The sequence below is a fragment of the Pseudomonas sp. Au-Pse12 genome, assembly GCF_021341665.1.
Taxonomy (GTDB): Bacteria; Pseudomonadota; Gammaproteobacteria; order Pseudomonadales; family Pseudomonadaceae; genus Aquipseudomonas.
In genome coordinates, this window is record NZ_JAJTTH010000005.1 from 197,252 (window position 1) to 217,016 (window position 19,765).

18 protein-coding genes, 6 tRNA genes and 1 pseudogene are annotated in these 19,765 nt (G+C 64.0%); 17 read left to right on the plus strand and 8 right to left on the minus strand.

Translation table 11 applies throughout. From position 1 onward, the window contains the following. The first annotated feature begins 75 nt into the window (after window positions 1-75). From LXM55_RS15830 to LXM55_RS15850, 5 genes are all read left to right on the plus strand, one after another. On the plus strand, window positions 76-870 hold the full coding sequence (locus LXM55_RS15830) for an alpha/beta fold hydrolase (RefSeq protein WP_233321248.1): 795 nt from the start codon (window positions 76-78) through the stop codon (window positions 868-870). Continuing rightward, window positions 867-1,721, plus strand: a complete 855-nt coding sequence (locus LXM55_RS15835; RefSeq protein WP_233321249.1) for an alpha/beta hydrolase — start codon at window positions 867-869, stop codon at window positions 1,719-1,721. Before LXM55_RS15830 ends, LXM55_RS15835 begins: the two co-directional genes overlap by 4 nt. Before the next feature lie 50 nt (window positions 1,722-1,771). Then, window positions 1,772-2,431 carry a glutathione S-transferase family protein gene (locus tag LXM55_RS15840; protein WP_233321250.1) on the plus strand — a complete coding sequence of 220 codons (660 nt, stop codon included), beginning with the start codon at window positions 1,772-1,774 and terminating at the stop codon, window positions 2,429-2,431. An 8-nt stretch (window positions 2,432-2,439) separates the two neighbouring features. After that, on the plus strand, window positions 2,440-3,243 hold the full coding sequence (locus tag LXM55_RS15845) for a DUF4892 domain-containing protein (RefSeq protein WP_233321251.1): 804 nt from the start codon (window positions 2,440-2,442) through the stop codon (window positions 3,241-3,243). A gap of 70 nt (window positions 3,244-3,313) precedes the next feature. Beyond that, the gene (locus LXM55_RS15850; RefSeq protein WP_233321252.1) at window positions 3,314-4,366 is read left to right on the plus strand and encodes an AI-2E family transporter; all 1,053 of its coding nucleotides are present in this window, start codon (window positions 3,314-3,316) and stop codon (window positions 4,364-4,366) included. Between the two features lie 59 nt (window positions 4,367-4,425). Here the strand turns inward: LXM55_RS15850 and LXM55_RS15855 are convergent, their stop codons facing one another. Together LXM55_RS15855 and LXM55_RS15860 are read right to left on the minus strand one after the other, a co-directional pair. Further along, complete coding sequence (locus tag LXM55_RS15855; protein WP_233321253.1) at window positions 4,426-5,478, minus strand: sensor histidine kinase; 1,053 nt, start codon at window positions 5,476-5,478, stop codon at window positions 4,426-4,428. Continuing rightward, window positions 5,478-6,242 carry a response regulator gene (locus tag LXM55_RS15860; protein WP_233321254.1) on the minus strand — a complete coding sequence of 255 codons (765 nt, stop codon included), beginning with the start codon at window positions 6,240-6,242 and terminating at the stop codon, window positions 5,478-5,480. The genes LXM55_RS15855 and LXM55_RS15860 overlap by 1 nt, the downstream gene beginning before the upstream one ends. A 318-nt stretch (window positions 6,243-6,560) precedes the next feature. Here LXM55_RS15860 and pyrF point away from each other — a divergent pair, with 318 nt between their 5' ends. Further along, window positions 6,561-7,262: an orotidine-5'-phosphate decarboxylase gene (gene pyrF, locus LXM55_RS15865; protein WP_233321255.1), complete on the plus strand. Its 702-nt coding sequence runs from the start codon at window positions 6,561-6,563 to the stop codon at window positions 7,260-7,262. 51 nt (window positions 7,263-7,313) lie between these two features. Here pyrF and LXM55_RS15870 read toward each other — a convergent pair whose 3' ends face one another. Further along, window positions 7,314-8,318: an NADP-dependent oxidoreductase gene (locus LXM55_RS15870; protein WP_233321256.1), complete on the minus strand. Its 1,005-nt coding sequence runs from the start codon at window positions 8,316-8,318 to the stop codon at window positions 7,314-7,316. 237 nt (window positions 8,319-8,555) lie between these two features. Here LXM55_RS15870 and LXM55_RS15875 point away from each other — a divergent pair, with 237 nt between their 5' ends. From LXM55_RS15875 to LXM55_RS32695, 3 genes and pseudogenes are all read left to right on the plus strand, one after another. Beyond that, complete coding sequence (locus tag LXM55_RS15875) at window positions 8,556-9,317, plus strand: SDR family oxidoreductase (RefSeq protein WP_233321257.1); 762 nt, start codon at window positions 8,556-8,558, stop codon at window positions 9,315-9,317. A gap of 1,204 nt (window positions 9,318-10,521) precedes the next feature. Then, window positions 10,522-10,575, plus strand: a pseudogene (locus LXM55_RS32690) (hypothetical protein); the annotation flags it as partial. A gap of 204 nt (window positions 10,576-10,779) precedes the next feature. Then, window positions 10,780-11,484 carry a methyl-accepting chemotaxis protein gene (locus LXM55_RS32695; protein WP_442799764.1) on the plus strand — a complete coding sequence of 235 codons (705 nt, stop codon included), beginning with the start codon at window positions 10,780-10,782 and terminating at the stop codon, window positions 11,482-11,484. 63 nt (window positions 11,485-11,547) lie between these two features. Here the strand turns inward: LXM55_RS32695 and LXM55_RS15885 are convergent, their stop codons facing one another. Further along, on the minus strand, window positions 11,548-12,306 hold the full coding sequence (locus tag LXM55_RS15885) for a hypothetical protein (RefSeq protein WP_233321259.1): 759 nt from the start codon (window positions 12,304-12,306) through the stop codon (window positions 11,548-11,550). A gap of 380 nt (window positions 12,307-12,686) precedes the next feature. Between LXM55_RS15885 and LXM55_RS15890 the strand changes: the two genes are divergently transcribed. The 6 genes from LXM55_RS15890 (at window position 12,687) to LXM55_RS15915 (ending at window position 13,358) form a co-directional block, all read left to right on the plus strand. Then, a tRNA-Glu gene (locus LXM55_RS15890) sits at window positions 12,687-12,762 on the plus strand. Window positions 12,763-12,764: 2 nt separating this feature from the next. Next, window positions 12,765-12,840 (plus strand) — tRNA-Gly (locus LXM55_RS15895). 104 nt (window positions 12,841-12,944) lie between these two features. Then, window positions 12,945-13,020, plus strand: a tRNA-Glu gene (locus LXM55_RS15900). A 3-nt stretch (window positions 13,021-13,023) separates the two neighbouring features. Further along, window positions 13,024-13,099, plus strand: a tRNA-Gly gene (locus LXM55_RS15905). Between the two features lie 104 nt (window positions 13,100-13,203). Beyond that, window positions 13,204-13,279 (plus strand) — tRNA-Glu (locus LXM55_RS15910). 3 nt (window positions 13,280-13,282) lie between these two features. Beyond that, window positions 13,283-13,358 (plus strand) — tRNA-Gly (locus LXM55_RS15915). Between the two features lie 121 nt (window positions 13,359-13,479). On the opposite strand, the gene LXM55_RS15920 is transcribed toward LXM55_RS15915, so the two are convergent. Both LXM55_RS15920 and LXM55_RS15925 read right to left on the minus strand, forming a co-directional pair. Then, on the minus strand, window positions 13,480-14,112 hold the full coding sequence (locus LXM55_RS15920) for a LysE family translocator (RefSeq protein ID WP_233321260.1): 633 nt from the start codon (window positions 14,110-14,112) through the stop codon (window positions 13,480-13,482). Window positions 14,113-14,153: 41 nt separating this feature from the next. Next, window positions 14,154-14,780, minus strand: a complete 627-nt coding sequence (locus LXM55_RS15925; RefSeq protein WP_233321261.1) for an alanyl-tRNA editing protein — start codon at window positions 14,778-14,780, stop codon at window positions 14,154-14,156. Window positions 14,781-14,869: 89 nt separating this feature from the next. Between LXM55_RS15925 and LXM55_RS15930 the strand changes: the two genes are divergently transcribed. After that, on the plus strand, window positions 14,870-15,823 hold the full coding sequence (locus LXM55_RS15930; RefSeq protein WP_233321262.1) for a LysR family transcriptional regulator: 954 nt from the start codon (window positions 14,870-14,872) through the stop codon (window positions 15,821-15,823). A 124-nt stretch (window positions 15,824-15,947) separates the two neighbouring features. Here the strand turns inward: LXM55_RS15930 and LXM55_RS15935 are convergent, their stop codons facing one another. Next, window positions 15,948-16,355, minus strand: a complete 408-nt coding sequence (locus LXM55_RS15935; protein WP_011060092.1) for a PA2817 family protein — start codon at window positions 16,353-16,355, stop codon at window positions 15,948-15,950. 86 nt (window positions 16,356-16,441) lie between these two features. After that, entirely contained in the window at window positions 16,442-18,889 is a 2,448-nt protein-coding gene (locus LXM55_RS15940) for an acyl-CoA dehydrogenase (protein WP_233321263.1), read from the minus strand. Between the two features lie 214 nt (window positions 18,890-19,103). Between LXM55_RS15940 and LXM55_RS15945 the strand changes: the two genes are divergently transcribed. Beyond that, on the plus strand, window positions 19,104-19,763 hold the full coding sequence (locus LXM55_RS15945) for a transglutaminase-like domain-containing protein (RefSeq protein ID WP_233321264.1): 660 nt from the start codon (window positions 19,104-19,106) through the stop codon (window positions 19,761-19,763). Window positions 19,764-19,765 lie beyond the last annotated feature (2 nt).

A 19,765-nucleotide genomic window follows, 5' to 3' on the forward strand; every position in this document is an offset into this window, starting at 1 on the left:
TGTCCGTTACGGTCATTGCCCTGGTGCAAGGGCCTGCGGACAATCGGTGTTGGTTTGGTGGATGGATAGGTCGGTATGTCGCAACAGGTGTTTTTCGCTCACGCCAATGGGTTTCCCTCCGGCACGTACGGCAAGCTGTTTGCCGCCCTGGCGCCGGAGTTCGAGGTGGCTCATTTGCAACAGCATGCCCACGACCCGCGCTTTCCGGTGGACGACAACTGGAAGAGCCTGGTGGATGAGCTGATCCACCACCTGCAACAGCAGGCGCAGCCGGTGTGGGGCGTGGGGCATTCGTTGGGGGGCGTGCTGCATCTGCACGCGGCCCTGCGCTGCCCGGAGCTGTATCGGGGGGTGGTGATGCTCGATTCGCCGGTGCTGACCCGGGCCGACCAGTGGGTGATCCGCGCCGCCAAGCGCTTTGGTTTCATCGACCGTCTGACTCCCGCCGGACGAACCCTGGGGCGCCGCGAGGAGTTTGCCGACATCGAATCCGCACGCAGTTACTTTGCCCGCAAGACGCTGTTCCGAGCCTTCGACCCCGATTGCCTGGACGCGTACTTGCAGCATGGCCTGCAGCAAGTGGGCGACCGCTTGCGCCTGCGTTTCGATCCGGCCACGGAAATCAGCATCTACCGTGGTGTGCCCCACACCAGCCCGGGCAGCGCGCGCCAGCTCAAGGTGCCGTTGGCGGTGGTGCGTGGGCAGCAGAGCCGGGTAGTGATGCGCCACCACACCAGCGCGGTGGGGCGCATGCCCCTGGGCGAGTCGCTGACCATGCCCGGCGGCCACATGTTTCCCCTTGAACGTCCCCAGGACACCGCGGCGCTGCTCAAGGACCTGTTCACTCGCTGGCAACGGAGCCCTGCATGAGCCACGCCGTCGAAGAAGTCCGCCTGAACCTGCCGCATATTGAACTGGCGGCCCATCTGTTCGGGCCCGAGGACGGTCTGCCGGTCATCGCCCTGCATGGCTGGCTGGATAACGCCAACAGTTTTGCCCGGCTGGCGCCCAAGCTCGAAGGCCTGCGCATCGTTGCCCTGGACCTGGCCGGCCACGGTCATTCCGGGCATCGCCCGGCAGGGGCTGGTTATGCCCTGTGGGACTACGTCTATGACGTGCTGCAAGCCGCCGAGCAGTTGGGCTGGAAGCGTTTTGCCCTGCTTGGCCATTCCCTCGGGGCGATCGTCTCGCTGGTGCTGGCGGCGGCCCTGCCGGAGCGGGTCAGCCACCTGGCCCTGATCGACGGGGTGATACCGCCGACGGCCAATGGCGAGGATGCCGCGGAGCGCCTGGGCATGGCGTTGCAGGCGCAACTGAACCTGCAGAACAAGAGCAAGCCGGTGTACGCCACCCTGGAGCGAGCTATCGAGGCCCGCATGAAGGGCCTGGTGGCGGTCAGTCGCGAGGCCGCCGAACTGCTGGCCCAGCGCGGCCTGATGCCGGTGCCTGGCGGCTATACCTGGCGCAGCGACAGCCGTCTGACCCTGGCCTCGCCATTGCGTCTGACCGAGGAGCAGGCCATGTCCTTTGTCCAGCGGGTTGCTTGCCCGACACAACTGGTGGTGGCCGCCGACGGCATGCTGGCCAAGCACCAGGCTTTGTTGCAGCGTCTACCCTTCAGCCGTGAGCAGCTGCCGGGCGGGCACCACTTGCACCTCAACGATGAGGCCGGTGCAACCTTTGTCGCAGACTGTTTCAATCGGTTTTTCGCCGTTCCTTGACTTGACGGGGTCAACTGTCGAGGCTGGGCGGGTTGAAATGGGAGACAACCATGATAGATCTGTACACCGCTGCGACCCCCAATGGTCACAAGGTTTCCATCCTGCTTGAAGAACTCGGGCTGCCCTATGAGGTGCATGCCTTGAGTTTCGACAAGAAGGAGCAAAAAGCCCCAGCGTTCCTGAAGATCAATCCCAATGGGCGTATTCCGGCCATCGTCGACCGCGACAATGGTGATTTCCCGGTGTTTGAGTCCGGCGCGATCCTGGTGTACCTGGCCGAACGCACTGGCCAACTGCTGCCGGCCGACCCCAAGGGCCGTTCGCGGGTCATGCAATGGCTGATGTTCCAGATAGGTGGGATCGGGCCGATGCAAGGCCAGGCCAACGTATTCTTCCGTTATTTCCCGGAAAAGCTGCAGGGCGCCATCGACCGTTATCAACACGAGACCCGGCGCCTGTACGAAGTGCTCGACACGCGCCTGCAACAGGCCGAGTACCTGGCCGGTGACTACAGTATTGCCGACATCGCCACCTTCCCCTGGGTGCGCGGCCATGAATGGTCCGGGGTTTCGGTGCAAGGCCTGCCGGCGCTGCAGCGCTGGATGGCGGCCCTGGAGGCACGCCCTGCGGTGCAGCGTGGCTTGCAGGTTCCGCAACGCAGTGACGATGCCAGCGTCGTCAAGGGCGCCCAGGCCATGCTTATCCGATGAGAGTTTCCATGCGTTCAATCAGTATTCTGAGCCTGTCCCTGGCCAGTGCCCTGGCACTGGCCGCCGATCTGCCGGGTAGTCACGACTTGCCCCTGGTACCCCGCCTGACCGATGCACAGATCGTCGACTACCGTCCCGAAGTGGAGCAGGAGCGCGTCTACCCCCTGGGTTCAATCCGCAGGATCAGCGGTCAGTTGCGTTTCGACGGCCAGGTCAATGCCCGCGGCAAGCTCACCGCCATCACCTACCAGTTGCCCGCGGAGCGCACCTCCAACGAAGCCTTTACCCTGGCCAGGGAAGCCCTGCAGAAGCAGGGCGCCGAGCTGCTGTTCTGGTGCCAGGCGCGTGATTGTGGCGAAAGCAGCCTGTGGGCCAACGAGGTGTTCGGCAACGCCAAGCTGTTTGGCGCCGATGAGCAGCAGGCCTACCTGCTGCTGCGGCTGGCGGCGCCCCAGGACAACTCACTGGTAGCCCTGTACGGCATCACCCGGGGTAACCGCCGGGCTTACTTGCATGTGGAGCAGTTCGACGCCAACGCTCCGCTTGGGGACCTGTTGCCGACGTCGGCGACCCTGCTGCGCCAGCTCAAGGACACCGGCAAGCTGGACCTGCCCAAACTCGCCGAGCCCCAGCCCACCTGGCTGACTCTGCTGTCGCGCGGGCTGAACCTGGACACCACGATGCGCGTCAGCCTGTCTGGGAAACAGGCCGAAGCCTGGCGTCAGGCGCTGATCGGCCAAGGCGTGCTGGCCACGCGGATGGAAACCGGCAACACCGAAGCGCTGGGTCTGCACTTCGAACTGCTGCGTTAAGTTCTTTTTGGGCAACCCGCGATCGCGGGTTCGCCTACTCTTCACTGGTTATTCTTGCGCGAGACATTTCATGCCCAATAACGATCGCCTGCTGGTGCAGATCCTGCTCCTGGTGTTGTTCGGTGCCAGCTTCTGGGTCATGGCGCCTTTCTGGTCGGCGCTGTTCTGGGGCGCGGTGCTGGCGTTTGCCAGCTGGCCGCTGATGCGCCTGCTGACACGCTGGCTCAATGGCCGCGAATCCCTGGCCGCGGCCCTGCTGACGCTGGGCTGGATGGTGCTGGTGGCTGCGCCGCTGGTCTGGCTCGGCCTCAACCTGGCGGACCATGTGCGTGACGCCACGGCCTTCATCAAGGATGTGCAGGTCGATGGCCTGCCCGCCGCTCCGGAGTGGCTGGGGAACCTGCCATTGGTGGGGGAGCGCCTGGTGGGCTGGTGGAACAGCATCGATCAGCAGGGCGCGGCGCTGATGCTTGCGGTCAAGCCCTATCTGGGGCAGGTGGGCAACTGGTTGCTGGCCCGTAGCGCGCAGATCGGCGGGGGCATTCTCGAACTGACCCTGAGCATTGTCTTCGTGTTTTTCTTCTACCGCGACGGCCCGCGCCTGGCGCTGTTCGTGCACAAGCTGCTGGAGCGCCTGATCGGCGAGCGTGCCGGCTACTACATCGACCTGGTGGCAGGCACCGTGCAGCGGGTGGTCAACGGCGTGATTGGCACCGCCGCAGCCCAGGGCCTGCTGGCGCTGATCGGCTTCCTGATTGCCGGCGTGCCAGGGGCGCTGGTGCTGGGCATCGTCACCTTCCTGCTCAGCCTGATTCCCATGGGCCCGCCCCTGGTATGGATTCCTGCGACCGCCTGGCTGGCCTGGAAAGGCGAGTACGGCATGGCCGTGTTCCTGGGGATTTGGGGCACGTTCATCATCAGTGGCGTGGACAACGTGCTCAAGCCGTACCTGATCAGCCGCGGTGGCAACCTGCCGCTGGTGATCGTGCTGCTCGGGGTGTTCGGTGGCCTGATTGCCTTCGGTTTTATCGGCTTGTTCATCGGCCCGACCCTGCTGGCGGTGGCCTATAGCCTGTTGCTGGACTGGAGCGCCAGCCAGGCCCGGACCCAGGAACCGCGCTGATCCTTGGGGGGGAGTTGTCCTGGGTATTGGCGGTTTGTACCTGCCGCTGCACAAGGCGCTCAGGGGCGTGGCAGGTGCAGTACCGCGGTCAGGCCACCGCCGGGGGTTTCCTCGAGCCGCAGTTGCCCCCCCATGCGTTCGGCGGCTTCACGGGCGATGGTCATGCCCAGGCCGACACCGCCGGAGTTGCGATTGCGCGAGCCCTCCAGGCGGAAGAAGGGTTCGAACACTGCTTCGCGCTTGTCGGCGGCAATCCCCGGGCCGTGGTCGATGACCCGGATCAGCAAGTGCTCGCGGTTGTCTTCCAGGGCCAGGGTTGCCTGGCCGGCATAGCGCAGGGCGTTGTCCAGCAGGTTGTTGATGCACGATTGCAAGGCCATGGGCTGGACCAGCAAGGGCGCGCAGTGGCCCTGGGCCTGGACATCGGCGCCCTGGTCCTGGGCGTTTTCGCACAGCGATTCCACCAGTGCCTGCACGTCCATCCATTGCTCGGCTTCGCTGGTGCGCTGTTCATGCAGATAGCTGAGGGTGGCGTCGAGCATCTTGATCATGTCATCCAGGTCCTGGCGCATCTGCCCCTGCAGTTTGCTGTCCTCGATCTGTTCCAGGCGCAGTTTCAAGCGTGACAGCGGTGTGCGCAGGTCATGGGAGACGGCGCCGAGCATGCGTCCGCGCTGCTGGACCTGTTCGCGGATGCGCTTTTGCATCTGGTTGAAGGTGCTGGCCGCCTGGCGTGCTTCCCGTGGGCCGACTTCTTCCAGGGGCGGGCTGTTGAGGTCTTCGCTCAAGCGTTCGGCGGCCGCGCTCAGGCGCTGGATCGGCCGCGACAACAGCTTGGCGCCGTACCAGGCGGCAATGATCAGGGAAATGAACTGGAACGTCAGGGGCACCAGCGGGCCGCCGAACCAGGGGCGCGGTGGGCGTCTTGGATAAGGCGCAGGCGGGCCCGGGCGCTGACCGTTGATCAGCTCCGCCGAGCCGGGAGGCGGTGGCGGCGGAGGGGGCGGTCCGTAGTGGTGAAACCAGAAAAACGCCAGCAGATGGGCGAGTACGATCGCGATCAGCAAGACACCGAACAGGCGGCCGAACAACGTATCGAAACGCCCTCGCATCAGCCGATATCCCGGGCGTCGAACAGGTAGCCCTCGCCGCGCACGGTCTTGATCAGCTGTGGCGATTTCGGGTCGTCGCCGAGTTTTTGCCGCAGGCGCGACACCAGCAGGTCGATGCTGCGATCGAAGGCTTCGATGGAACGGCCGCGAGCGGCGTCCAGCAGTTGTTCGCGGCTCAGTACCCGGCGCGGGCGTTCGATGAATACCCAGAGCAGGCGGAACTCGGCGTTGGACAGCGGCACCACCAGGCCATCGGCGGAGATCAACTGGCGCAGGACGCTGTTCAGGCGCCAGTTGTCGAAGCGGATATTGGCCCGCTGTTCGCTGCGATCGTCGCGCACCCGGCGCAGGATGGTCTGGATCCGTGCCACCAGCTCCCGCGGCTCGAAGGGCTTGGCCATGTAGTCGTCGGCGCCCAGCTCCAGGCCGATGATGCGGTCGGTGGGTTCGCAACGAGCGGTGAGCATGAGGATCGGGATATCCGATTCGGTACGCAGCCAGCGGCACAGGGACAGGCCGTCTTCACCGGGCAGCATCAGGTCCAGGACCACCACGTCGAAGTGCTCGGTCTGCAGGGCCTGGCGCATTGCCGCGCCGTCGGTGACGCCGCTGGCGTGGATGTTGAAGCGCGCCAGATAGTCGATCAGCAGTTCGCGGATCGGCACGTCGTCATCGACGATCAGGGCCCGGGTGTTCCAGCGCTTGTCGTCGCCATTGGCCACGGCTTTGGAGTCGTCGTTCAGAGGGGCTGGAGTGTTATGCATGGGTGCGTTCATCTGCCAGGTAGGCTGCCGGCCATCAGGAGGCGACGGCGAGGTTGTGGCTTCAGCATAGGCGTCCGGCCCTGGGGCTGGAAGTGCTGTTCGAAGGTGTTGCGGCGGGCGAGGGTAGCGCCGGGGATTGTTGCCGGCGTGTCGTCAGTGTATCGGCGTTGATACAAATGCCGTTGCGTCGCCGGGGATTGGCCGGGGTGTTCAGGTGGCTTGGACACCGTTGAGGAGGATTTACCGTTGATCGGGTCCCGGAGCGGCGCGGCTTGCGCTACAATCCGCGCCGATTTCGACTTGCCTGAGAGCCCCTTCATGTCCGCCTGCCAGACTCCTATCATCGTCGCCCTGGATTTTCCCACCCGTGACGCCGCACTGAAACTGGCCGATCAACTGGACCCCAAACTGTGCCGGGTCAAGGTCGGCAAGGAGCTGTTCACCAGCTGCGCCGCCGAGATTGTCGGGACCCTGCGGGACAAGGGTTTCGAAGTGTTCCTGGACTTGAAGTTCCACGACATCCCCAACACCACCGCGATGGCGGTCAAGGCCGCCGCGGAAATGGGCGTGTGGATGGTCAATGTGCACTGCTCCGGTGGCCTGCGCATGATGGCTGCCTGCCGCGACGTGCTTGATCAGCGTACCGGCCCCAAGCCGCTGCTGATCGGCGTCACCGTGCTCACCAGCATGGAGCGTGAAGACCTGGCCGGTATCGGCCTGGACATCGAGCCCCAGGAGCAGGTGTTGCGCCTGGCCGCCCTGGCGCAGAAAGCCGGAATGGACGGTCTGGTGTGCTCGGCCCTGGAAGCCCAGGCGCTGAAGAGCGCCCATCCGTCGCTGCAACTGGTAACCCCGGGTATTCGTCCGGCAGGCAGCGCCCAGGACGACCAGCGGCGGATCCTCACCCCGCGCCAGGCCCTGGATGCCGGCTCCGACTATCTGGTGATCGGTCGTCCTATCAGCCAGGCGGCCGATCCGGCCAAGGCCCTGGCCGACGTAGTGGCCGAACTGGCCCTGTAAAAACAGGCCTTGCTGGAGCCGGCGCACCGCGATGCGCCGGCTCCAGCAGGTTCAGACTTTCAGTACCAGCTTGCCGAAGTTCTCGCCGCTGAACAGCTTGCCCAGCGTTTCCGGGAAGGTCTCCAGGCCCTCAACAATATCCTCCTTGCTCTTGAGCTGCCCCGTGGCCATCCAGCCGGCCATTTCCCGCCCGGCTTCGGCGAACTGCGCGGCGTAGTCCATGACCACGAAACCCTCCATGCGCGCCCGGTTGACCAGTAGCGACAGGTAGTTGGCCGGCCCCTTGACCGCTTCCTTGTTGTTGTATTGGCTGATGGCGCCGCAGATCACCACCCGCGCCTTGAAGTTCAGGCGGCTGAGCACGGCATCGAGGATGTCGCCGCCGACGTTGTCGAAATACACGTCGACGCCTTTCGGGCATTCGCGCTTGAGCCCGGCCTGGACATCCTCGCTCTTGTAGTCGATGGCGCCGTCAAAGCCCAGTTCGTCGATGAGGAACTTGCACTTGTCCTGGCCACCGGCAATCCCCACCACGCGGCAGCCCTTGAGCTTGGCGATCTGCCCGGCAATGCTGCCCACCGCTCCAGCGGCGCCGGACAGCACCACGGTGTCGCCGGCCTTGGGCGCGCCGACATCCAGCAGGGCGAAGTAGGCGGTCATGCCAGTCATGCCCAGCGCCGACAGGTAGCGCGGCAGCGGTGCCAGCTTGGGGTCGACCTTGTAGAAACCCCGGGGCTCGCCGAGGAAATAGTCCTGCACGCCCAGCGCGCCATTGACGTAGTCGCCCACCGCGAAGCCGGGGTTGCTGGAGGCGATCACCTGGCCCACGCCCAGGGCGCGCATGACTTCGCCGATGGCCACCGGCGGAATATAGGATTTGCCCTCGTTCATCCAGCCGCGCATGGCCGGGTCCAGGGACAGGTATTCATTCTTCACCAGAATCTGCCCGGCGGCGGGCTCGCCTACCGCCACCTGCTGGTAAGTGAAGGTGTCGCGGGTGGCCGGGCCGACGGGGCGTTTGGCGAGCAGGAACTGGCGATTGGTCAGGGCGGTCATGGCAGGCACTCAAGGGGTGAATGAAGCCTTAGTTGATAGACCCTTGGGCCTGCTACCGCAAGGTTTGCCGGTCCAGCGAATGGGGGGCAATCCATTGTCTTGATAAAGGCCAGGGCAGGTTCATCACCCGGATGCATAAGCGTCCAACCGGGCTTCTGATAATGCTGACGCCAGCCGCGCCGGCTGTGGCTAGATTGGCCCGGATAGCTGACCCGAACTTGATCGAGGATCTTTGCAATGGGCATGACGTTTTCCGGCCAGGTGGCCCTGGTGACCGGTGCGGCCAATGGCATTGGCCGGGCGACCGCCCAGGCGTTCGCCGCACAAGGTTTGAAGGTGGTGGTGGCGGACCTCGACGCGGCCGGGGGCGAGGGTACGGTGGCGCTGATCCGCGAGGCCGGCGGCGAGGCGCTGTTCGTGCCCTGCAACGTCACCCGGGAGGCCGATGTGCAGAACCTCATGGCCCGCACCATCGAGGCCTATGGCCGCCTGGACTATGCCTTCAACAACGCCGGGATCGAGATCGAGAAAGGCCGTCTGGCCGAGGGCTCGATGGACGAATTCGACGCCATCATGGGAGTCAACGTCAAAGGCGTCTGGTTGTGCATGAAGTACCAGTTGCCGCTGCTGCTGGCCCAGGGCGGCGGGGCGATCGTCAACACGGCCTCGGTGGCGGGCCTGGGCGCGGCGCCGAAGATGAGCATCTATGCGGCGTCCAAGCATGCGGTGATCGGCCTGACCAAGTCGGCGGCGATCGAGTATGCGAAGAAGAAAATCCGCGTGAACGCGGTATGCCCGGCGGTGATCGATACCGACATGTTCCGCCGTGCCTACGAGGCAGACCCGAAGAAGGCCGAGTTCGCCGCGGCCATGCACCCGGTGGGGCGCATCGGCAAGGTCGAGGAGATCGCCAGCGCGGTGCTCTACCTGTGCAGCGATGGTGCCGCCTTTACCACCGGCCATGCGTTGGCGGTCGACGGTGGCGCCACGGCGATCTGAGCCCGGCGGGCGCCGGGGGAGGGGGGATGGCTGGAGGCGAGTGGAATCGACCTCCAGCGTCCTGAAAACGACCTCTGCGTAGCTTTTTGCCATTATTCCGACGTCAGAGACTTGTGCGCCGGTGCACGCCGTTGCGACCCTTCGTCAAGACAAGATGGCCCTATTGCCATTGGGGATTGGAAGGGGACTGCGCACCATGACTTCGGCCGCAAGTGGACGTTTTGCCAACCTGGGCATGGCAAAGAAACTGAGTATCGGGTTCGCCCTGGTGTTGCTCCTGACGGCGCTGGTGGCCGGAATCGGTGTCTGGTCCCTGCAGACCATCAGCCAGCGCTTCGATGGCCTCAAACAGATGTCCCAGCTCAACAGCGGCGTGCTCAAGGTGCGGCTGCTGGAGCAGGACTACGCGTTGCATGGCGACAGCAAGACCGTGGACAGCCTGCACGAGAGCCTGGACGGCCTGCTGGCCCTGGCTCAGCAGCTCAAGGGTCAGTCGGCGGCCAACCAGATGGCGATGGGCGATGTCGAAGTGGCGCTGGCGGACTACCGCAAGGCCTTCGACGAGTTCGTCGAGCTGACCCAGGCCAAGGACCTGGCCCTGGAAATGGCCAGTTGGTCGGTGTCCAGCGTGGCCAATAACCTGGATGTGCTGCAGGCCGGGTTGGCGGATGACGGTGCCTATACGCTCAAGGAGTCCCAGGGCAAGGAGGGCGCGGAGTTCATCGAGCAGGCCAACCAGATCAGTCAGGTCTCGCGCTTGATGCTGCAGGCCATGAATGAGGCTCGGGTGCGTCTGGACCAGAATCGCAAGGGCGGCGACCAGGAGGTCGCCGAACAGGGCAAGATCGAGCAGGCCGACCAGGCCCTGGCCCAGGCCGAGCAATTGAAAGCCACGGTCAAGGATGCGGGCTACCAGACGGTGCTCAACGAGGTGTCGGGGCACATCGCGAACTTCGGTGAAAAGCTCAACGAATACACCGGCCTGCTGGCCCAGGAGAAGCAGGTCTATCAAAAGCTGCATGAGCGCGCCGCGCAGGTAATGGCGCGGGTCGACCAAGCCTATCTGGCTCAGGACCAGTCGATGCAGCACGATCTGCACAAGAACTCGCTGTTGATCATCGGCTCCTCGGCTCTGGCCTTGCTGGTGGGGCTGCTGGCGTCCTTGAGCATCACCCGGCTGATCGTCCGTCCGTTGCGCAGCGTGATGCATGTGGCCCAGCAGATCGCCGCCGGCGATCTGACCGCGAGCGTTGCCGTCACCCGGCGCGACGAGATTGGCCAGTTGATGCAGGCCATGCAGCAGATGGGCAGCGGCCTGAGCGGCATCGTCAGTGGCCTGCAGGCGGGGATCGAGCAACTGGCCAGTTCCGCTCAGTCGCTGTCCTCGGTCACCGAGCAGACCAACCTGGAAGTCAGCAACCAGAAGGAAGAAACCGAACAAGTGGCCACGGCCATGAACCAGATGACGGCCACCGTGCACGATGTGGCGCGCAATGCCGAGGAAGCGGCCCAGGCGGCCCAGGCGGCGGACGACAAGGTCGAAAGCGGCCAGCAGGTGGTACGCCAGAGCATGCAGCGGATCGAGCAACTGGCGGATTCCGCAAGCCGTGCGAGCGGCGGTATCGAGAGCCTGAGCGCGGAGATCGACAACATCGGCAGCGTGTTGGATGTGATCAAGAGCGTGGCCGAGCAGACCAATCTGCTGGCCCTCAATGCGGCCATCGAAGCCGCCAGGGCCGGTGAGCAGGGCCGGGGGTTCGCGGTAGTGGCCGATGAAGTGCGGGCCCTGGCCAAGCGTACGCAACAGTCCACCGAAGAGATCGCCCGGCTGGTGACGGCGCTGCATGCTGCTGCCGACGCTTCGGTGCAGCAGATCCAGAGCAGTGGCGAGTTGGTGAAGCTGGCGGTCAGCGATGCGCTACAGACGGAGAGCGCCCTGGGCAGCATTGCCGCGGCGGTGTCATTGATTCAACAGATGAACCAGCAGATCGCCGCGGCGGCCGAGCAGCAGAGCTCCGTGGCCGAAGAGATCAACCGCAGTGTCACCAGCATTCGCGCCAGTGCCGATCAGTCTTCCCTGGCGATGCAGGGCAACGCCGCGTCGAGCATCGAGCTGGCGCAACTGGGCGTGGAGCTGAAGGGGATGGTGGGGCATTTCCGCCTGTAGCGGCGAGGAGGGCGCGGCGTTGTCGAACCCTTGCCCGGGTGTTCCGGGCAAGGGTTTTTTCTGTCAGTCGTAGATGGCTTTCTTCTTCCAGTCGGCGTCGGCTTCCACGGTCTTCAGGCCTTGGGTCAACTGGTTGTCCTCGTCTGGCGCAGGTTCCAGGGTCGACAGCACCATGGCGTTGGCCCGGGCCAGGAGCTTGTCCAGGTACTCCAGCTGTTCCTTGTAGACCGCAGGGTCCTGCTGCTTGCGCAGGTATTGCACGCCACGTTCGAACGCCAGGCGTGCCTGGCCCGGTTGGTTCTGCTGCAGGGCGTATTGGCCGAGGTTGTTGAAAAACTCGATGTGCAGCAGCACCAGGATGTGGCGAATTTCCTTGATCCAGCGCTTGGCCTCGTTGGGTTGCAGGAAACCATCATGGGCGGCGCGGGTTACCTGGCCGTGCATGGCCTCCAGCAGGAAGCGCACGTCCTTGGCCTTGGCTTCGGTCTGGATCGGTGCCGGCGGGTTGTTCACCGGAATCGATTCGCCCTGACCCACCAGTTTGTTGAGCTCGGCCAGGCGCCCCTTGAGAGCGCTGTCGGTCTTGTCGAGGTTGAGCATGCGCTGCACGACATTCAGTTCCAGGCGTGTCAGCAGCAGCTTGAGGGCCGGCGACATGAACTGGCCGGGGAAGGTTTCGGTGATCTCGCCACAACGACGCAGGCGATCATTGAGTTCGACCTTGGTGCGGGCCTTTTCCAGTTTGTTGTTTTCCACCACATGGTTCATGTAGCCAATGGCGATCAATAGTGCGATCCCGGCTATTACCAGCAGGGTGATCATGAGTGGTGTCACCGTTAAAACCTCGTTATAGGATTCGCGTGCGAGTGTAGTGGCTTGGCATTTAGACGCATAGCGCCGCTCGACGAGCCGGGCATGGATTGTGCTGCTTATATAGGTGGCAATTGCCGTGGAAGAACCAGGAGTCCAAATTGCCATCACCGGCTGCGGAGGACTATAGCGCCTTGTCGAGTGCCAGAATATAGGCGTCAAAGCACGGACGGCAGAAAACCCTGAAGCAGGCCTGAAACAGCTCCGAAGTTATTGATTTAAATAAAATTATATCTGGGGGTTGACGACCTCCCAAAGCATCCATAGAATGCGCGCCACTTTCAACGGAAAGCAAATTGGCAAAACGTTGAAGGAAGTGAATGTTGTAGCGTGTCCCCTTCGTCTAGTGGCCTAGGACACCGCCCTTTCACGGCGGTAACAGGGGTTCGAGTCCCCTAGGGGACGCCAATGCGGGAATAGCTCAGTTGGTAGAGCACGACCTTGCCAAGGTCGGGGTCGCGAGTTCGAGTCTCGTTTCCCGCTCCAATTTTAAACGGCGGCGCTTTCGGGCGAAGCCGAGTGAAACCAGCACCAAGTCTTCGGATGCGGGGCTGGACACCGAAACACACACCATGTGTTCCGGGTAGCGTGTCCCCTTCGTCTAGTGGCCTAGGACACCGCCCTTTCACGGCGGTAACAGGGGTTCGAGTCCCCTAGGGGACGCCATTTGCGGGAATAGCTCAGTTGGTAGAGCACGACCTTGCCAAGGTCGGGGTCGCGAGTTCGAGTCTCGTTTCCCGCTCCAATTTTAAACGGCAGCGCTTTCGGGCGAAGCCGAGTGAAACCAGCACCAAGTCTTCGGATGCGGAGCTGGACACCGAAACACACACCATGTGTTCCGGGTAGCGTGTCCCCTTCGTCTAGTGGCCTAGGACACCGCCCTTTCACGGCGGTAACAGGGGTTCGAGTCCCCTAGGGGACGCCATTTGCGGGAATAGCTCAGTTGGTAGAGCACGACCTTGCCAAGGTCGGGGTCGCGAGTTCGAGTCTCGTTTCCCGCTCCAAATTCACAAGAACGCCGCTCAATGAGCGGCGTTTTTGTTTGTCTGCGATTCAAGGCCGCCGGTATCGCCAAGCCCCAAAAGCCCGCCAGTTCACCTGTGCGGGCCATTGTCGTTGGCGGGTCTACAGCGACAGCAACAGCCGACCGGCAAACAGCACCAGGATCAGCCCCATGCAGCGCTCGAACCAGTGCCCCAGGCGCATGAACAGCAAACGCACCCGGGTGCTGGAGAAAAACAGCGCGACGATAACGAACCACAGCGCATTCACCAGGCACATCCAGGCGCCATACAGGGCCTGGATGCCCAGTGGGGTGGTGGCACTGACCAGGGTGGTGAAGATCGCCAGGAAAAACAGAGTCGCCTTGGGGTTGGTGGCGTTGGTCAGGAAGCCGGTGGTAAAGGCTCGCAGCAAGGTCTGTTGCGGCTCGTCGGTGGGCGCATCGCCGGGAATGCTGGTCTTGGCCTTGCTGCGCAGCAGGCTGATGCCCAGGTAGAGAATGTAGGCGCCCCCCAGCAGTTTGGCCGCGCTCAGCAACCAGGGCGTGGCGTGCATCAGCGCGCCCACGCCCAGCAGGGTGTAGAGCACATGCACCGAGATGCCGGCACCGATGCCCAGCGCGGTGCAGACCCCGGTCGTGCGGCCGAAGCGTACGCTTTGGCGGATGGTCACGGCGAAGTCCGGCCCGGGGGCGACCACCGCGAGAAAGTGAACCAGGGCCAGGGCGAGAAACTCGCCGAGATAATTGGACAGCATGCGGGCTCCGCAAATCAGGGTGTTTGAGGGACAGGGCGTTTTCAGTCGAGGTCGTAGCTGACCGTTAGGGTGCCTTTCTTGAGCGAGACCGCGGTGATCAGTACCGCGCCCAACTGCCGCAGATGGGGGACGTGGGTACCGCCGCAGCCATAGGCCGGCAAATGGCCAAAGCTGATCTGGCGCAAGCTGTCCACCGTCGAAGTGTTGCGTTCAAGGTCTGCCGCTATCCATTGCGCAATTGCCTCCTGCACGCTGGCGCAGTCGATCTCCCGGGGCTGTTCCGCCGGTTTGAACGACACCCGTCCTTCGCCCGGCCAATGATGGGCCTTGGTCGGCATCCAGCCCTGGCTTTGCACGAAGTGGCCGATCAGGTGCCCGGCGGAATGCATGCGACTGTTGAACAGGCGAGTGGCTTCATCGACCCGGGCCTCCACAACCCCGGGCTCCACGGGCTGGGTTAGGTAATGCACGATCTGCTCGCCTTCCTGAGCCACTCGCAGAACTTCTGATGAGCCGATCCAGCCGATATCGCTGGGTTGGCCGCCGCCCTGGGGGTGAAAGGGCGTGGCGTTGAGGGTGACCGCGAACTGCTGCTCGTGGGCAATGCAGCTCAGGACCTCGACCGAGGTCTGTAGTGGGGCGTTGTCGTAATACAGGCGCAGCGTCATTTCTCTTACCCTGGAATTCAGTGTTTTTTTATTATGCGGCCTGGGTAATTGCGTGATAATCCGTTCGAAACTCAATGGACTATTGCGTCATGAGCATAAATCTACCCCTGCCTTTGCTGGCAGAAATGGCCATCTTCGTCAGGGTCGTGGAGACCGGTAGCTTTTCCGAAGCGGCGCGCCAGCTGGGTTCGTCGCCTTCGGCGGTGAGCCGCAGCATCTCGCGTCTGGAGAAGGCCCTGGCCACGCGCCTGTTGCAGCGCACCACACGCAAGTTGCGATTGAGCGACGGTGGCGAGGAAGTCTTCAAGCGTTGCAGTGAAATGGTCAGCGCGGCCCGGTCGGTGATGGAGATCAGCGGCCAGTTCACTCATGAGGCCGAAGGCGTGGTGCGGGTCAGCGTGCCCAAGGCGGTGGGGCGTTTCGTGGTGCATCCGCACATGCCGGAATTCTTGCGGCGCTATCCGCAGGTCGATGTCGAACTGCTGCACGAAGACCGCGATGTCGACCTGATCGATGACAACGTCGACCTGGCGATCCGCATTACCGATCGACCGCCGCCCGGGCTGGTTGGCCGGCAGTTGCTGCGCATCGATCATCTGCTCTGCGCCACCCCCCAGTACCTGGCGGAACACGGTACGCCGGTCCACCCCCAGGACTTGCGTCAGCACAGCTGTATCTATCTGGGGGAGACCCCCAGCGATGCGCGCTGGAAGTTCACCCAGGGCAGCAAGGCGGTGACGGTCGGGGTGCGTGGGCGTTACGCGGCCAACCACACCGGGGTGCGCCTGGATGCGGTGCTGCAACACCTGGGAATCGGCAGCCTGCCGTATTTCACCGCGCGCCATGCCCTGGAGCAGGGGTTGATCGTCCAGGTGCTGCCGGAATGGACCTTCCTGGCCTCCTATCACGGTGGCGCCTGGCTGCTGCACTCGCCGACCCGCTACCTGCCGCCCAAGCTGCGAGTGTTCATCGACTACCTGGTGGAGTGCCTGGCCAAGGAGCCGACCCTCAACCGCCCGGGCAAAGTGGAGCGTCCCCTGTAGGCGCGGGCTTGCCGGCGAATGAGGCCGCCAGAGCGATTGCGCCGGCAACAGGCAGCGAAAAGGCGCGCATAAAAAAAGCCCGCCGGGCGAACCGTGCGGGCCATGGCTGCGGCGGGCGCAGCGATCAGTGCTTGCTGTCCTGGGCGGAAAGCGCCAGCAGCTGCTTTTCCTGGTTCCAGTCGAACGGCTCATCGTTCTGCTCGGCTTCGAAGCGCCGCTCTTCCAGGGCCTGATACAGGTCGATTTCTTCATCGGGCATGTAGTGCAGGCAGTCACCGGCGAAGAACCACAGCAGGTCGCGCGGCACCAGGTGGGCGATCTGCGGGTAGCGCTGCATGATCTGGCACAGCAGGTCCTGGCCCAGGTACTGGCTTTCGATCGGATCGATCGGCAGCGAGGCGCGCAGTTCGTCGAAACGCTCCAGGAACAGCGCGTGGCTTTCCTCGGGCACCTGTTCGGCTTCACCTACGGCGACCAGGATGCTGCGCAGGTGGTCCAGCAGGACGAGATGATCGGCGACGATGTTGGACATGACAGGGTCCTCAAGAGCAAAACGGGCGCGGGAGTATATAGCTCCCGCGCCCGGTTTCATAATCGACCTGCCCCGAGGGCGGTCGTCTAGCGGGTCTTGCCCTCGCTCAGGGTCAGTTCTTCCTTGGCGAAATCATCCACGTCGATGACGTTGCGCCGCGCCGCTTCAGCCTCGTGCAGGCTTTGTGCTTCAGCCGCTTGCAGCACGCCAGCCTCCAGCGCCGCATCGATGGCCGACTCACCGGCAGCCGGCTTCACCTGGCCGCTTTTCAGCGCTTCGTGGAGCTTCTTGTGCAGCGGATGCACGGCACTCAGCAGGTTACTGGCGTGTTGCAGGGCGCCCACCGGATCGTCTGTGGATTGCGGGCGATAGCAGCCGGCGAGCACCGCTTCCAGCGCCGGATCGCCCTGGGCGCGACCGATGATGGCTGCCACTTCGGCATCCAGCCGGTCCGATGGCCCGGTATGGCGACGGCCGAAGGGGAACACCAGCGCCCGCAGCAGGCAGCCGAAGACGCGGTTGGGGAAGTTGCTGAGCAATTCATCCAGGGCCCGTTCGGCATGCCCGAGGCTTTCCTCCAGGGCCCAGGTCAGCAGCGGCCGCAGGTATTCCGGGGAGTCCAGGTCGTGGTAGCGCTTGAGCGCTGCCGACCCCAGGTACAGATGACTGAGGACATCCCCCAGGCGCGCCGACAGCCGTTCGCGGCGCTTGAGCTCGCCACCCAGCAGCATCATGGAGAAGTCCGCCAGCAGGGCAAAGGCGGCGGCCTGGCGGTTCAGGGCGCGGAAATAGCCCTGGCTGAGCTTGTCTCCCGGAGCCTGCTCGAAGTGGCCCAGGCCGAGGTTCAGGACCAGGGTGCTGGCCGCGTTGCTCACGGCAAAACCTATGTGCTTGAGCAGCAGGGCGTCGAATTCCTGCAGGGCCTGGCCGTGGTCTTCACGGCCGGCCAGGGCCATTTCCTGGAGTACGAACGGATGGCAGCGGATGGCCCCCTGGCCGAAGATCATCAGGTTGCGCGAAAGGATGTTGGCGCCTTCCACGGTGATGAAGATCGGGGCGCCTTGCCAACTGCGACCCAGGTAGTTGTTGGGCCCCATGATGATGCCCTTGCCGCCGTGCACGTCCATGGCGTGGCTGATGCACTCGCGGCCGCGCTCGGTGAGGTGGTACTTGAGGATCGCCGACAGCACCGAGGGTTTTTCCCCCAGGTCCACGGCATTGGCGGTGAGCATGCGCGCACTGTCCATCAGCCAGGCATTGCCACCGATGCGGGCCAGGGCTTCCTGGATGCCCTCGAAGGCCGCGAGGGGCACGTTGAACTGTTCCCGCACCTGGGTGTACTGGCCGGTCACCAGGCTGGTGAACTTGGCGGCGCCGGTGCCGACGGCTGGCAGGGAAATCGAACGGCCCACCGACAGGCAGTTCATCAGCATCATCCAGCCCTTGCCGAGCATTTCCTGGCCGCCGATGAGGAAGTCCAGGGGGATGAACACGTCCTTGCCGGAGTTCGGGCCGTTCATGAAGGCGGCGCCCAGGGGCAGGTGGCGGCGCCCGATTTCCACGCCGGGGGTATCGGTCGGGATCAGCGCGAGGCTGATGCCCAGGTCTTCCTGCTCGCCCAGCAGATGGTCCGGGTCGTGTGCCTTGAACGCCAGGCCAAGCAGGGTGGCGACCGGGCCGAGGGTGATGTAGCGCTTTTCCCAGTTCAGGCGCAGGCCGAGGGTTTCCTTGCCTTCCCATTGGCCTTTGCAGACCACACCGGTGTCGGGCATGGCGCCGGCGTCGGAGCCGGCCAGGGGGCCGGTGAGGGCGAAGCAGGGGATGTCATCGCCGCGGGCCAGGCGCGGCAGGTAGTGATTGCGCTGCTCGTCGGTGCCGTAGTGCAGCAGCAGTTCCGCCGGGCCGAGGGAGTTGGGCACCATCACGGTGGAGGCCAGGTCGCCGCTGCGGGTGGCGAGCTTCATCGCCACCTGGGAGTGGGCATAGGCGGAGAAACCCTTGCCGCCGAACTCCTTGGGAATGATCAGGGCGAAGAAACCGTGCTCCTTGATGTGGGCCCAGGCCTCGGCGGGCAGGTCCATGTGCTGGCCTATCTGCCAGTCGCTGACCATGGCGCAGAGTTCCTCGGTGGGGCCGTCGATGAACGCCTGTTCTTCCTCGGTCAGTTGCGCCTTGGGGTAGGCCAGCAAGGTGTTCCAGTCCGGACGGCCGCTGAACAGTTCGCCGTCCCACCAGACGGTGCCGGCATCGATGGCATCGCGCTCGGTCTGGGACATCGGCGGCAAGACCTTCTGGAACCAGCTGAACAGCGGTGCGCTGAAGTATTTGCGCCGCAGGTCGGGCAGCAGCAGGGGCGCGGCAACCGCCGCTAGCAGCACCCAGAAAACCAGCAGCAGCCAGCCGGGCGCGCGGCTGAAGGCCCCCATGGCCAGCAGGTAGATGGCGACCACGCTCAGGGCGGGCAGGGGGGCGGTGCGCCGGTGAGCCAGGTAGGCGATGCCGAGCACCAGAACCAGTATCCACAACAACAGCATATTCAATCCTCCATGAAGCCAGGGGTGAAACCACCCTCAGAGCGTAGTCGGCCTTCGCCGGTGCGGGTGATCAGGGCCGTGCGGATGCAGCGCAAGTCTTTGTGGTGAGGGCCAGGCCCGGTTGATCGGTGAGGCCATGATCTTTGGCCAATATGTCGTTATCACTGGGCTGGACGCCTCGATAGACTCAGGCTTCCTCTCGGAGGTCATGCCCATGCACGAGTACCTGCGTCCCAGCCGCTTCATCGATAGTGACCACCCGGCGGTGGTGGAGTTCGCCGAAACTCATCGCGGTGCCAGCCGCGATCCTCTGCAGCAAGCTGTCAGCCTGTATTACGCGGTACGTGAAGCCGTGCGCTACAACTTCTATAGCTTCAGTCGTGATCCCCTGACCTTGCGCGGCAGCCACGCCCTGGCCGCCGGCGAGAGCTACTGCGTGCCCAAGGCCACCTTGCTCGCCGGCTGCGCCCGGCACTGCGGGATTCCGGCGCGCATCGGCCTGGCCGACGTGCGCAATCATCTATCCACCCCCAGGCTGCTGGAGCTGCTGCGCAGCGATGTGTTCGCCATGCACGGCTACACCGAGTTCCATCTGCAGGGGCGTTGGGTCAAGGCCACGCCAGCGTTCAACCGGCAATTGTGCGAATTGTTCGATGTGGCGCCCCTGGATTTCAACGGCCTGGAGGACAGCGTGTTCCAGCCGTTCAATCGCCAGGGCGAACAGTCGATGGAATACCTGGTGGACCACGGGCAGTTTGCCGACGTGCCGGAAGCCTTCTTCTTTGCCCATTTGGAAAAGTCCTATCCGCATCTGTTTCATGCGCAGCAAACCGGGCTGCCGGCTGACACGCACGGCGATTTGAGTCGCCGCTGATC